At 72.2% G+C, this 11,741-nt stretch carries 13 protein-coding genes; 7 read left to right on the plus strand and 6 right to left on the minus strand.

The window, feature by feature from the left end:
- The first annotated feature begins 77 nt into the window (after positions 1 to 77).
- The 5 genes from ACZ5WC_RS15985 (at position 78) to hemB (ending at position 6,123) form a co-directional block, all read left to right on the plus strand.
- The gene (locus ACZ5WC_RS15985) at positions 78 to 839 is read left to right on the plus strand and encodes a redox-sensing transcriptional repressor Rex (RefSeq protein ID WP_096631502.1); all 762 of its coding nucleotides are present in this window, start codon (positions 78 to 80) and stop codon (positions 837 to 839) included.
- Positions 836 to 2,344, plus strand: coding sequence for a glutamyl-tRNA reductase (locus ACZ5WC_RS15990; protein WP_468541358.1), 1,509 nt, complete (start codon positions 836 to 838; stop codon positions 2,342 to 2,344). Before ACZ5WC_RS15985 ends, ACZ5WC_RS15990 begins: the two co-directional genes overlap by 4 nt.
- Positions 2,341 to 3,327, plus strand: a complete 987-nt coding sequence (hemC, locus tag ACZ5WC_RS15995) for a hydroxymethylbilane synthase (RefSeq protein ID WP_096631505.1) — start codon at positions 2,341 to 2,343, stop codon at positions 3,325 to 3,327. The genes ACZ5WC_RS15990 and hemC overlap by 4 nt, the downstream gene beginning before the upstream one ends.
- Positions 3,324 to 4,994 carry a bifunctional uroporphyrinogen-III C-methyltransferase/uroporphyrinogen-III synthase gene (locus ACZ5WC_RS16000; protein WP_468541359.1) on the plus strand — a complete coding sequence of 557 codons (1,671 nt, stop codon included), beginning with the start codon at positions 3,324 to 3,326 and terminating at the stop codon, positions 4,992 to 4,994. The genes hemC and ACZ5WC_RS16000 overlap by 4 nt, the downstream gene beginning before the upstream one ends.
- Positions 4,995 to 5,112: 118 nt before the next feature.
- Positions 5,113 to 6,123, plus strand: a complete 1,011-nt coding sequence (gene hemB / locus ACZ5WC_RS16005; RefSeq protein ID WP_468541360.1) for a porphobilinogen synthase — start codon at positions 5,113 to 5,115, stop codon at positions 6,121 to 6,123.
- Between the two features lie 15 nt (positions 6,124 to 6,138).
- Here the strand turns inward: hemB and ACZ5WC_RS16010 are convergent, their stop codons facing one another.
- The 3 genes from ACZ5WC_RS16010 to ACZ5WC_RS16020 all read right to left on the minus strand — a co-directional run bounded on the left by ACZ5WC_RS16010 (position 6,139) and on the right by ACZ5WC_RS16020 (position 7,952).
- A complete protein-coding gene (locus ACZ5WC_RS16010) occupies positions 6,139 to 6,618 on the minus strand; it encodes a hypothetical protein (RefSeq protein WP_468541361.1) in 480 nt (159 codons plus the stop codon).
- A gap of 18 nt (positions 6,619 to 6,636) precedes the next feature.
- Positions 6,637 to 7,026, minus strand: a complete 390-nt coding sequence (locus ACZ5WC_RS16015) for a hypothetical protein (RefSeq protein WP_468541362.1) — start codon at positions 7,024 to 7,026, stop codon at positions 6,637 to 6,639.
- 95 nt (positions 7,027 to 7,121) lie between these two features.
- Positions 7,122 to 7,952, minus strand: coding sequence for a DUF4253 domain-containing protein (locus tag ACZ5WC_RS16020; protein WP_468541363.1), 831 nt, complete (start codon positions 7,950 to 7,952; stop codon positions 7,122 to 7,124).
- Between the two features lie 180 nt (positions 7,953 to 8,132).
- On the opposite strand from ACZ5WC_RS16020, the gene ACZ5WC_RS16025 reads away from it, so the two are divergent.
- Both ACZ5WC_RS16025 and ACZ5WC_RS16030 read left to right on the plus strand, forming a co-directional pair.
- Complete coding sequence (locus ACZ5WC_RS16025; protein WP_468541364.1) at positions 8,133 to 9,050, plus strand: alpha/beta fold hydrolase; 918 nt, start codon at positions 8,133 to 8,135, stop codon at positions 9,048 to 9,050.
- Between the two features lie 109 nt (positions 9,051 to 9,159).
- Positions 9,160 to 9,726, plus strand: coding sequence for a dihydrofolate reductase family protein (locus ACZ5WC_RS16030; RefSeq protein WP_468541365.1), 567 nt, complete (start codon positions 9,160 to 9,162; stop codon positions 9,724 to 9,726).
- Between the two features lie 19 nt (positions 9,727 to 9,745).
- On the opposite strand, the gene ACZ5WC_RS16035 is transcribed toward ACZ5WC_RS16030, so the two are convergent.
- From ACZ5WC_RS16035 to ACZ5WC_RS16045, 3 genes are all read right to left on the minus strand, one after another.
- Entirely contained in the window at positions 9,746 to 9,988 is a 243-nt protein-coding gene (locus ACZ5WC_RS16035) for a DUF397 domain-containing protein (protein ID WP_468541366.1), read from the minus strand.
- A gap of 53 nt (positions 9,989 to 10,041) precedes the next feature.
- The gene (locus tag ACZ5WC_RS16040) at positions 10,042 to 10,770 is read right to left on the minus strand and encodes a helix-turn-helix domain-containing protein (RefSeq protein WP_468541677.1); all 729 of its coding nucleotides are present in this window, start codon (positions 10,768 to 10,770) and stop codon (positions 10,042 to 10,044) included.
- Positions 10,771 to 10,925: 155 nt separating this feature from the next.
- Positions 10,926 to 11,633, minus strand: coding sequence for a DUF4232 domain-containing protein (locus tag ACZ5WC_RS16045; RefSeq protein WP_468541367.1), 708 nt, complete (start codon positions 11,631 to 11,633; stop codon positions 10,926 to 10,928).
- Positions 11,634 to 11,741: the final 108 nt, after the last annotated feature.

Consider the following 11,741-nt stretch of genomic DNA (forward strand, 5'->3'; position numbering starts at 1 on the left):
AAGACATAGCCTGCATTCGACGGGGCGGTCTTGGGACATACGGCCGCCTGCAGCCCCGCTCATCCCGCAGGAGCACCGTGGCAACTGGCCGAACTCACCGACCGGCGACCCGTAGCCGAGGAATTCCCGAGGCCACCGTCGCCCGACTCCCGCTGTATCTGCGCGCCCTGACCGCGCTTTCCGAGCGATCGGTCCCCACGGTCTCCTCCGAGGAGCTGGCCACGGCGGCCGGGGTCAACTCGGCGAAGCTGCGCAAGGACTTCAGCTACCTGGGGTCCTACGGCACCCGTGGTGTCGGGTACGACGTCGAGTATCTCGTCTACCAGATCTCGCGCGAGCTCGGGCTCACCCAGGACTGGCCGGTCGCCATCGTCGGCATCGGCAACCTCGGCGCGGCCCTCGCCAACTACGGCGGCTTCGCCTCCCGCGGTTTCCGGGTCGCGGCGCTGATCGACGCCGACCCCGCCATGGCCGGTACGCCGGTAGCGGGCATCCCCGTCCAGCACACGGACGACCTGGACCGGATCATCAGCGACAACGGCGTGTCCATCGGCGTGATCACCACCCCGCCCGGCGCCGCCCAGCAGGTCTGCGACCGGCTCGTGGCCGCCGGGGTGACCTCCATCCTGAACTTCGCGCCCACCGTGCTCTCGGTGCCCGAGGGCGTCGACGTGCGCAAGGTCGACCTCTCCATCGAGCTCCAGATCCTGGCGTTCCACGAGCAGCGCAAGGCCGGCGAGGACTCCGCCGCCGAGGACGAGGGTGCGCCCCCGATGCGCGCCACGCCCGCCAGCCGGAAGGGACCCGACGGGGACATGCCCGCCGTGATGCCGGCATGAGCCTCCTCGTCGTCGGACTGAGCCACCGCAGCGCCCCCGTCTCCGTACTGGAGCGGGCGTCCCTCGCTGCCGACACCCAGGCCAAGCTGCTCCAGGACACCCTCGCCGCGGAACCCGCGACCGAGGCCGCAGTCCTGGCCACCTGCAACCGCATCGAGCTGTACGCGGACGTCGACAAGTTCCACGCGGGCGTCGCCGAGCTGTCCACCCTGCTCGCCCAGCACAGCGGCGTCGGCCTGGACGAGCTCACTCCGTATCTCTATGTGCACTACGAGGACCGGGCCGTCCACCACCTCTTCTCGGTGGCCTGCGGCCTCGACTCCATGGTCGTCGGCGAGGGCCAGATCCTCGGCCAGATCAAGGACGCGCTCGCGCGCGGCCAGGAGCTGCACACCGCCGGACGGCTGCTGAACGACCTCTTCCAGCAGGCCCTGCGGGTCGGCAAGCGCGCCCACAGCGAGACCGGGATCGACCGGGCCGGGCAGTCGCTCGTCACGTTCGGGCTCCAGCAGCTGGCCGCCGGGGCCGACCCCGCCCTCTGGGTCCGGGGCAAGCGCGCCCTGGTCATCGGCGCGGGCTCGATGTCCTCGCTGGCCGCCGCCACCCTCGCCCGGACCGGTGTCGCCGAGATCGTCGTCGCCAACCGGACCCGCGCCCGCGCCGACCGGCTGGTGGAGATCCTCCACCAGGGCGACGGCACCGCGGTGCGCGCCCACGCGGTCGAGATGTCCGCGGTCGGCGACGAACTGACACGTGCAGACATCGTCGTCTCCTGCACCGGCGCCACCGGCCTCGTCCTCACCGCCGACGCCCTCGCGGACGCCCTCGGCGTGACCCTGGACGCCCCGGTGGGTGCGCCGGAGTCCGCCGCCGTCCCGGCTCCGGCCCCGGCCGACGTCGACCAGCACGCCGCTTGGGTGGAGAACGGTTCCGCCGCTTCCGCACCGGACGGCGGGGCCGCCCCGCGCCGCGTCACGCTGCCCGCGCAGTCCACCGGACCGGTGAAGCTCGCCCTGCTCGACCTCGCCATGCCGCGCGACATCGACGGCGCCGCCCACCGCATCGACGGGGTGCGCCTCGTCGACATCGAGTCGCTCGCCGAGGCGTCCGCCGACGCCCCGATGGCCGCCGACGTGGACCGGGTCCGCACCATCGTGTCCGACGAGGTGGCCGCCTTCGGCGCCGCCCAGCGCGCCGCCCACGTCGCCCCGACCGTGGTCGCCCTGCGCACCATGGCCGCCGACGTGGTCGCCGGCGAGATCGCCCGGCTGGACGGCCGCCTCCCCGACCTGGACGAGAAGCAGCGCGCCGAGATCACCCAGACCGTGCGCCGCGTCGTCGACAAACTCCTGCACGCGCCCACCGTGCGGGTCAAGCAGCTCGCCAGCGAACCCGGCGGCGCCGGGTACGCGGACGCGCTGCGCGAACTCTTCGACCTCGACCCGCAGACGGTGGCCGCCGTCTCCCGGGCAGACCTGAACGACCCGAATAGAGGGCGGTCATGACCGACAACTCATCCCCGGGCGCGCGGAACGCCGCGCCACTCCGGCTGGGCACCCGGCGTTCCAAGCTGGCCATGGCCCAGTCCGGCCTCGTCGCCGAGGCCGTCCGCGAGGTGACCGGGCGCGCCGTCGAGCTCGTCGAGATCACCACGTACGGGGACACCTCCCGCGAGCACCTGGCGCAGATCGGCGGCACCGGCGTGTTCGTCGCGGCCCTGCGCGAGGCGCTGCTGCGGGGCGAGGTGGACTTCGCCGTCCACTCGCTCAAGGACCTGCCGACCGGCCAGCCCGACGACCTCGTGCTGGCGGCCGTGCCGCAGCGCGAGGACCCGCGCGACGCACTGATCGCACGGGACGGGCTGACCTTCGAGCAGCTGCCCGACGGCGCCCGCGTGGGCACCGGTTCGCCGCGCCGCATGGCGCAGCTCAACGCGTACGCGCGTTCCCACGGCCTGCGGATCGAGACCGTCCCCATCCGGGGCAACGTCGACACGCGGATCGGGTTCGTGCGTGACGGCAAGCTCGACGCGGTGGTTCTCGCCGCCGCCGGGCTCAGCCGTCTCGGCCGGACCGGTGAGGTGACCGACTTCCTGCCGGTCGACACCGTCCTGCCCGCTCCCGGCCAGGGAGCCCTGGCGATCGAGTGCGCCGCGTCCGACGCGGACCTCGCCGCCGCGCTCGCCGAGCTCGACGACCCGTACACCCGGGCCGCCGTGACCGCCGAGCGTGCCCTGCTCGCCGCCCTGGAGGCCGGCTGCTCCGCACCTGTGGGTGCGCTGGCCGACCTCCTGGTCGACGGACAGGTTGTCAACGAACTGCGCCTGCGCGGAGTCGTCGGTACCACCGACGGTTCCTCGCTGGTACAGCTGTCCACCACCGGTCCCGTCCCCACGTCGCACGACGACGCGGCGGCCCTCGGTCGCGAACTCGCGGCCGAGATGCTTGCCAAGGGTGCGGCCGGTCTTATGGGGGAGCGAGCACTTTGAGCCCCACCGGCCCCGCCGCATCCGACTTTCCGGTCCTGTCCGCCCAAGGCCAGGTCACCTTCCTCGGCGCCGGTCCCGGCGACCCGGGACTGCTGACCCTGCGCGCCGTCGAGGCGCTCGCGAGCGCGGACGTCCTTGTCGCCGAGCCCGATGTGCTCGACGTCGTTCGCGGCCATGCGCGGGCAGGCGTAAGCACGCCTGAGCTGACGGTTGTTGACGTCTCGTCAACGACCGCCGGAGTACCCGTTCTCAGGGATGCGGCCAATCTTGTCATGGAGGCCGCGAAGGGCGGCAGGCGGGTGGTCCGTGCTGTTGCGGGCGACCCGGGCCTGGACGGGGACGCGGGCGCGGAGATGCTCGCCTGCGCCGCCGCCGGGGTGCCCTTCGAGGTCGTCCCGGGCGTCGCGAACGCCGTCGGCGTACCCGCGTACGCCGGGGTGCCGCTGCGCGACGCGCAGGGGGCGGACGTCCGCTTCGTCGACGCGCGTACCGCCTCCGACCGGTGCTGGAACGAGGTCGGCGCGAGCGACGCGACCGCCGTCGTCTCCACCACGCTGGACTCGGTCGCCGCCGCCGCCGGTGAGCTGGTCTCCGCGGGCCGCAAGCCCGACACCCCGCTCACCGTGACGATCGCGGGCACCACCACCCGCCAGCGCACCTGGACGGCGACCCTCGGGACGATCGCCCAGGTCCTCAAGCAGGCCAAGGTGCTGCCCTCGCCCGAGGGCCACCGGCCGGTCATAGCCGTGGTCGGAGAGCGCAGCTCCGCCGCCCAGCGCGACCAGCTCGCGTGGTTCGAGTCCAAGCAGCTGTTCGGCTGGAAGGTGCTCGTGCCGCGCACGAAGGAGCAGGCCGCGTCGCTCTCCGACCAGCTGCGTTCCTACGGTGCGGTGCCGCACGAGGTCCCGACGATCGCCGTCGAGCCGCCGCGTACGCCCCAGCAGATGGAGCGCGCGGTCAAGGGCCTGGTCACCGGACGCTACGAGTGGATCGCCTTCACCAGCGTCAACGCCGTCAAGGCGGTCCGGGAGAAGTTCGAGGAGTACGGTCTCGACGCCCGGGCCTTCGCCGGGATCAAGGTCGCGGCCGTCGGCGAGCAGACCGCCGCGGCGCTGGTCGACTTCGGAGTGAAGCCCGACCTGGTGCCCTCCGGGGAGCAGTCCGCCGCCGGGCTGCTGGAGGACTGGCCGCCCTACGACCCGGTCTTCGACCCGATCGACCGGGTGTTCCTGCCGCGCGCCGACATCGCCACCGAGACCCTGGTGGCCGGGCTCATCGAGCTGGGCTGGGAGGTCGACGACGTCACCGCGTACCGCACGGTCCGCGCCTCGCCGCCGCCGGCCGACACCCGCGAGGCGATCAAGGGCGGCGGCTTCGACGCGGTCCTGTTCACCTCGTCCTCGACCGTCCGCAACCTGGTCGGCATCGCGGGCAAGCCGCACAACGTGACCGTCATCGCGTGCATCGGTCCCGCCACCGCGAAGACCGCAGAGGAGCACGGCCTGCGGGTCGACGTCCTCTCCCCGGAGCCGTCGGTGCACAAGCTCGCCGAGGCGCTCGCCGCCTTCGGTGCGCAGCGCCGGGACGCGGCGAAGGAGGCCGGTGACCCGGTGACCCGGCCGAGCGAGCGGCGCCCGGGTGCGCGCAGGCGCCGGACGACGACGTAGCAGTTACGTGGGTGGGTGGGCCCGGTCGCTTCGGCGGCCGGGCCCGCCACCGTTTCCGGGTCCTTTACCGGTACCGGTGTCGGTAAGACCGTGCCGTGTGCGGGTCTATCGTCGGAGGATGACTGCGTACGGAAACTTCCCCGGCTCCCGCCCTCGGCGGCTGCGGACGACCCCGGCGATGCGGCGGATGGTCGCCGAGACACGGCTCGACCCCGCGAACCTGATCCTCCCCGCGTTCGTACGGGAGGGCATCGACGCCCCGGTCGCCATCTCGGCCATGCCCGGCGTGCACCAGCACACCCTGGACACCCTGCGGAAGGCGGCCGTCGAGGCGGTGTCGGCCGGGGTTTCAGGGATCATGCTCTTCGGGGTCCCGGAGGACGCGAAGAAGGACGCCCGGGGCACGGCGGGCACCGACCCCGACGGCATCCTCCAGCTCGGGCTGCGGGCGGTGCGCGAGGAGGTCGGGGACGATCTCGTCGTCATGTCGGACCTGTGCCTGGACGAGTACACCGACCACGGCCACTGCGGGGTGCTGGCGGCCGACGGGCGCGTGGACAACGACGCGACCCTGGAGCGGTACGCGGAGATGGCCCAGGTGCAGGCGGACGCCGGGGCCCATGTGGTGGGCCCGAGCGGGATGATGGACGGTCAGGTCGGTGTGATCCGGGACGCCCTGGACCAGACCGGGTACGAGGACGTGTCGATCCTCGCCTACACCGCGAAGTACAGCTCCGCCTTCTACGGCCCCTTCCGCGAGGCCGTCGGCTCCTCGCTGACCGGCGACCGCAAGACCTACCAGCAGGACCCGGCGAACGCCCGGGAGTCCCTGCGGGAGCTGGCGCTCGACCTGGAGGAGGGCGCCGACATGGTCATGGTGAAGCCCGCCGGACCGTATCTGGACATCCTCGCCAAGGTCGCCGGGGCCGTGGACGTGCCGGTCGCGGCGTACCAGATCAGCGGTGAGTACGCGATGATCGAGGCCGCGGCCGAGAAGGGCTGGATCGACCGGGACAAGGCGATCCTGGAGAGCCTGACCGGTATCCGGCGGGCCGGGGCGCAGATGATCCTCACCTACTGGGCGACCGAGGCCGCCGGGTGGCTGGGGCGGGGCGCGGACCGGGGCTGAGGCCCTGAGTTCTCCTCAGGGGCTGCTGCCGGCTCCGGTCTCCTGGAGCCGGTGGGCCTCCTTGATCGAGAAGCGGGCGCTGTCCCGCACGAGGGGGTCCTCGTCGGCCCGCGCGGTGGTGTCCAGGACCGTGGCGACGACCGGGTCGGCCGTGTAGGGGGCCAGCGACATCGCCGCGTACTGGCGGACCAGGTCCTCGGCCGGGTCGCGCAGCGCGGTGAGCAGGGCGCGGCCCGCTTCGCGGCGCAGGGCCGGGTCGGCCGGGGGCCAGACGCGCAGGACGGTGGCGCTCTCGACCCGGGCGAGGTCGTACTCGGCGGGGTCCGCGACGACCGAGACGAGGAAGGGCAACGCCTGGGCGTTGGCGTCCAGTTCGGTGATGATCTCGCGCTTGCGGTCGCTGTCGGCGGGCAGGGCGCGGAACTCGGCTATCAGGCGCTCAGCGGCTTCGGCGGCTGCCGTCGCTGCCGTGGTCGGGGAGTGCGTGTCGTTCATGGGGGTGGACACTTTCTGTCAGGGCCAGTCGACCAGTGCCATGAATGCTACGAAAGTGACCACGACGGTGGCGGGTGCGGCGAGCGCCAGGCCCGCCCGCCGGGCCGCGTAGCGGACCTGGTGCGGGACGGCCCAGCTTGCGATCAGCACGATGAGGGCGATCAGCAGGCCGATCCAGAGGACGGTCCACGCGACGGTGAAGCTCGCGTGGAAGCCGTCGGCCGCGGCCCCGTTGCAGGAGTCGCATGCCATCGGCGTGAGCCCGCCGAAGAACAGGGCGACCAGCCCCAGCGGCAGGGTCACGACCGTGGAGATCAGCGGGGCGACCCAGGCGCGGGGGGCGGGGGCGTGCTCGGGGGCGGTCTCCGGGGCGGTCTCCGGGGTGCTGCCGGGAATTTCGTCGCTCATACGTCCGAGTCAACCTCGGGGGCCGGGTGCCCGCATGAGTACGAGGACTCAGCTCGCGGTCGGCCGGTGGGCGCGCCCCTCCAGCCAGGCGTGGCTCAATCCCACCAGAACGACCACGCGTTCTGGTTGAGCACGGCCTTCTCGGCGTACACGTCGAGGTCGTGCGGCGGGCACTGGTCGATGTTGTCCGGACAGAACGCGTAATGCTCGGCGGCCAGCGCGCGGGCCTCCCCGACCGTGGTGGGCGGGCGGCCCACGGAGACGATCATCGTGTCGAAGCCGAGCACCACGACCCGGGCGTCGTACCGGTCCTCCCAGGAGCGGAGCACCGCGCAGAGCCGGGCCACGTCGTTCTCGTGGTTCATCGGTCCCGACCAGCCGATCGCCGCCGGTATGTCGGCGCTGCGGCGGGCCGGGACGAGGGCCATCCGGGCCCCGCCGAGCCACTCGTCCGCGTCGGCGGCGATCACGCCCGCGAGGCCCGCGGCCGCCGTGTCCGCGTCCTCGGCCGCCTCCCGGGCGGGGACGCCCGCGAGGCCGGGCCAGGAGCCGGGTCCCTCGGACTGCTCCTCGCCCTCCCCGGCCGCCGTGCCTTCGTCCATCCCGTCGTCCGCGTACTCCGTCCAGTAGCCCGCCAGGACCTCGTCGGCGTCGTGGTCGCCGGGATACGACGTGCCGTCCGGGCAGAGGTCCCACTCCTCGGGCCACTGGTCTCGGCGGCCACCAGTGACGAGCACCGGCAGCAGCCCGAGCCGCCGCCCGGCCGCCCGCAGGTCCGACCAGTCGCGCGGGGCCGCCGGGCCGTCCGCGTACCAGAGCAGCGGCTCGTGCCAGGGGCCGTCCAGCGTGGCGTCCACCAGGGAGCCGGGCGGGAGGAGCAGGCCGGAAGTGGCCAGGGAGGGCAGGGGGTTCGGGAGCGTTGCCATGGTGGTGAGCGTAGGCGGCGGCACTGACAACGCTCGGGGCGGCGACACCGAGGTACGGCGACGTGGCCTGCGGGTCGTGGACATCAGCAGTAGCACCCCGTGGGGCATCCTGACCGTCCCGACGGGCCCGGAGCGCTAAAGCCGGTGCAGGGAGGTGCTGGCTGGATAATGATGTCCGGCATGAGTTTGTACGTCGATGATCCTGCCCGCCTCGGAACCACGCGCCTCTCCGACGGGAGGCTTCTCGGCTGGGCCGAGTGGGGCCCGGAGGACGGGCTGCCCGTCCTGCTCTCTCCCGGAGCCGCGACCAGCCGGTGGCTCGGGATCGGGGCCGGGGCCGTCGAGACGGAGGGCGTCCGGCTGGTATCGATGGACCGCCCCGGGCTCGGGGTGTCCACGCCCGCGCCCGACCGGACCTTCGCCGACTTCGTGGACGACGTACGGGAGCTGGCCGAGCTGTGCGGGCTCGGCCCGCGTCCGGCCATGCTCGGGAACTCCCAGGGCGCGCCCTTCGCCCTCGCCTGTGCGGCGGCGGGCGCCGTCTCCGCGCTCACGCTCGTCTCGGCCGCCGACGAGGTTGCGGCACCGGAGTTCGCCGCAGCGCTGCCCGACGAGCTTCGGGACCTGGTCGCGGGGGTGGCGGACGATCCGGTCGGCGCCGAGAAGGTGTTCGCCGGGCTCGACGCGGACGCGATGCGGCGGATGGTCCTGGCCGGGAGCCCGGCGTGCGATCTCACCGTGTACGAGGACCCCGGCTTCGCCGCCGCCTACGGCCGCGCCCTCGACGAGGCGTTCTCGCAGGGCGCGGCGGCCGGATACGCCCGGGACACCGTGCTCGCGATGGGTCGGTGGCCCATCGACCTCGGCGCGATCACCGTCCCGGTCGACGTCTGGTACGGCGAGGAGGACGCCGCCCACTCGCCCGACCTCGGCCGCAGCCTCGTCTCCCGTATCCCCGGCGCGCAGCGCACGGTCGTGCCGGGGATCGGCGGCGCGCTGCTCTGGGCCGCCGCGGAGCCGATCCTCGCGTCGCTGGCGGAGACCGTACGGCGGGACGGGCGGGTGGAGGGGCCGGCGGACGGGCGCAAGGACCGGTAGCGGGGTGGGCGCGGCTGACGGCGGTCGTCGCTCCCCGGGCGTATCGTCGTGGCGCCCGTTGCGCGCCGCCCGGCCCCTGTTGGCCGGGCCGATCCGGCAGGAGCCACCGGTGAACAGGATCGTCACGTCCGTCTCGCTCTCCCTCGACGGCTTCTTCGAAGGGCCCGACCAGGACATCGACTGGCACACCGTCGACGAGGAGGTGCACCAGCACTTCAACGACTACCTCCGGACGATGGGCGGCTTCGCCGAAGGGCGCGTCACCTACCAGCTGATGGAGGAGTTCTGGCCGACCGCCGATCAGGACCCCGCCAACGAGGGGCCGATGGCCGAGTTCGCGGGCATCTGGCGGGACATGCCGAAGTTCGTCTTCTCGCGGACGCTGGAGAGCGTGGGGCCGAACGCGACCCTGCTGCACGAGGTCGACCCCGAGCAGGTGCGCTCACTGCGGGACGCCGCCTCGGGGGATCTGGTGGTCGGCGGGGCGGATCTGCTGGAGTCGTTCCGGCAGGCCGATCTGGTCGACGAGTACCGGGTCTACATCCACCCCGTCATCCTCGGCCGGGGCCGCCCCTTCTTCCGGGACACGGAGGAGCGGCAGATGCTCCGGCTGCTGGAGACCCGGACCTTCGGGAACGGAGTCGTACTGCTCCGTTACGAGACGGTCCGGGTGTGAGGCCTACGGCGATGAGGGGTCAGGCGGTGGCCGCGTAGGCGGCGAACGCCGACCAGGCCGTGGGCGCGACAGTGAAGGTCGGGCCCTCGATGTCCTTGGAGTCACGGACGTGGACGGCGGCGGGGTGCGCGGCGATCTCGACGCACTGCCCGCCTTCGTCGCCGCTGTAGCTCGACTTCCGCCAGTCGTAGGCGACTTCGAGGCACGCGCCGCCTTCGTCGCCGCTGTAGCTCGACTTGAACCAGTTCAGTGCGGTGCTCATGTCTCTCCCAGTAAACGGGCCAGCAGGCGCAGGGTCTCAAGGGGGGTGAGCGCCTAGGCTCGCAGCATCGCATATTTCTGGGCGAGGATGCTGATCTCGTTCCGGTCGGAGATCAGGTGGCTGCCGCGCTGGGTCTCGGAGTAGGCGGCGTGCTGGTGGTCCTGTGTTTCCAGGAGGGTGAAGGGGCCGTTGAGGCCCGCGTGGGACCTGCTGTCTAGTGGCAGCACCTGGATGCAGATGCCCGGGAGTTGAGCCATCGCGTAGAGGTGGCGCAACTGCTCCCGGTGCTCCTCGTCCGACGTCAGCTTCATCATCAGGACCGGTTCCCAGATCACCATGCTGATCGTCGGCGGCTTCTTCCGCTCCAGGATCTGCTGGCGTTGCAGTCGCGTCGCCGTCTGCGTCTCGATCTCCTCCGGGCTGTAGACCGGGATCTTGTTGCTGAACACCGCCTCCGCGTAGGCCTTCGTCTGGAGCAGGCCCGGGATGACCTGGTTGTCGTACCAGGAGAGCGCCAGCGCCTCGTGTTCCATGTTGAGGTAGTGCTCGGCCCACAGCGGAATCAGGTCGTATTCCGGCATGTTGTCGACCGCCGTCGACAGCGCGCCCTTGGTGTCCAGCAGATCGTCGATCGTCTCCGCCAGATCCGGCACGAGCGAGCGTCTGCCCTGCTCGATGGAGGCGATCGTGTCCTCCTGTACGCCCGAGGCATGGGCGAGTTCGACCTGCGTCATGCCCGCCTCGGTGCGGAACCGGGCCAGGAGCTTGCCCACGAGCTTCATCGTCGACGCGTTCTTACGCTGTCGCTTTCTGGGGTGCATACGGTCCCACTCCCACCCCGGAACCCACTTCACGCACGCGCGACCCGTACAACAAATGTGTACGGGTCGCGCACGGTTACGGCACGTCAGGCGCTGGCCTGTGCTGCTCCGTCGGCTCAGAACATCAGCGCGGTCTCGACGTCCGACTGCCAGTAGGTGACGAAGCCCAGGCTGTCCGTGTAGGTCTCCGCCGGGAGCTTCAGCGTGGCCTCGCCCTTGGACTCGTTGTTCTTGTCGACCATGATCACGCCGAGGTTGTCGCTCTTGACCGGCTCGTTCTCGCCGGGCTCGCCGAGCAGGCCGATGCCCGCGTACGCCTTCTCGCCCGGAGAGAGCACGACGACGGCCTGCGGCTTGCTGTCGTCGAGGATCGGGTAGACCGCCTGCGCGTCGTCGAAGCGGAGGAACGGCGCGTAGTACGCGGCGCAGTCCTTGGAGCCGGTGTTGGTCACCGTGAGCAGCAGGTGGTTGATCGGGCGGCTCACCGAGGAGACCTTGATCGTGGAGTTCTTGGGCGTGCAGGCCGGGATCGAGGCCGCGGCCTTCGCGTTCGGCGCGGTCTCCGGCTTCTTGCCGTCGCTGTCGCCGTTGCCGCCCGCGAGCTTCCCCCCGGCGGGGACCGTCTGCGTGTCGGGCGTGCCGGCCTTCGGGGCGTCGGGCTGTGCCTTGTCGTCGGTGCTCGTTGCCGTGGGGGCCGCCGTCTCGGCCGGGGCGGCCGCCTTGGTCCCCAAGGCCTTGTCCTCGCCGCCGCAGGCGGTGAGCGAGAGAGCGGCCGCGAGGGCGGTGGCGGCGAGGGCGGTGGTGCGGATGCGGTTGGTGCGCATGGCGTCGGTACTCCCCGTACTCGGTTGATCTGCGGTGCTGTTGTGGTCTGGTCCGAGCTTGCGGGGCGGCTGGTTCCGGCCGCAACGCCCGGCGAACCATTGGGGATG

The sequence above is a fragment of the Streptomyces sp. NPDC033165 genome (assembly GCF_055577965.1).

Coding starts and splice junctions, on each gene's coding strand:
- ACZ5WC_RS15990 (WP_468541358.1), top strand. CDS start 836: ATGAGCCTCCTCGTCGTCGGACTGAGCCACCGCAGCGCCCCCGTCTCC.
- hemC (WP_096631505.1), top strand. CDS start 2,341: ATGACCGACAACTCATCCCCGGGCGCGCGGAACGCCGCGCCACTCCGG.
- hemB (WP_468541360.1), top strand. CDS start 5,113: ATGACTGCGTACGGAAACTTCCCCGGCTCCCGCCCTCGGCGGCTGCGG.
- ACZ5WC_RS16010 (WP_468541361.1), bottom strand. CDS start 6,618: ATGAACGACACGCACTCCCCGACCACGGCAGCGACGGCAGCCGCCGAA.
- ACZ5WC_RS16015 (WP_468541362.1), bottom strand. CDS start 7,026: ATGAGCGACGAAATTCCCGGCAGCACCCCGGAGACCGCCCCGGAGACC.
- ACZ5WC_RS16020 (WP_468541363.1), bottom strand. CDS start 7,952: ATGGCAACGCTCCCGAACCCCCTGCCCTCCCTGGCCACTTCCGGCCTG.
- ACZ5WC_RS16025 (WP_468541364.1), top strand. CDS start 8,133: ATGAGTTTGTACGTCGATGATCCTGCCCGCCTCGGAACCACGCGCCTC.
- ACZ5WC_RS16035 (WP_468541366.1), bottom strand. CDS start 9,988: ATGAGCACCGCACTGAACTGGTTCAAGTCGAGCTACAGCGGCGACGAA.
- ACZ5WC_RS16040 (WP_468541677.1), bottom strand. CDS start 10,770: ATGAAGCTCGTGGGCAAGCTCCTGGCCCGGTTCCGCACCGAGGCGGGC.
- ACZ5WC_RS16045 (WP_468541367.1), bottom strand. CDS start 11,633: ATGCGCACCAACCGCATCCGCACCACCGCCCTCGCCGCCACCGCCCTC.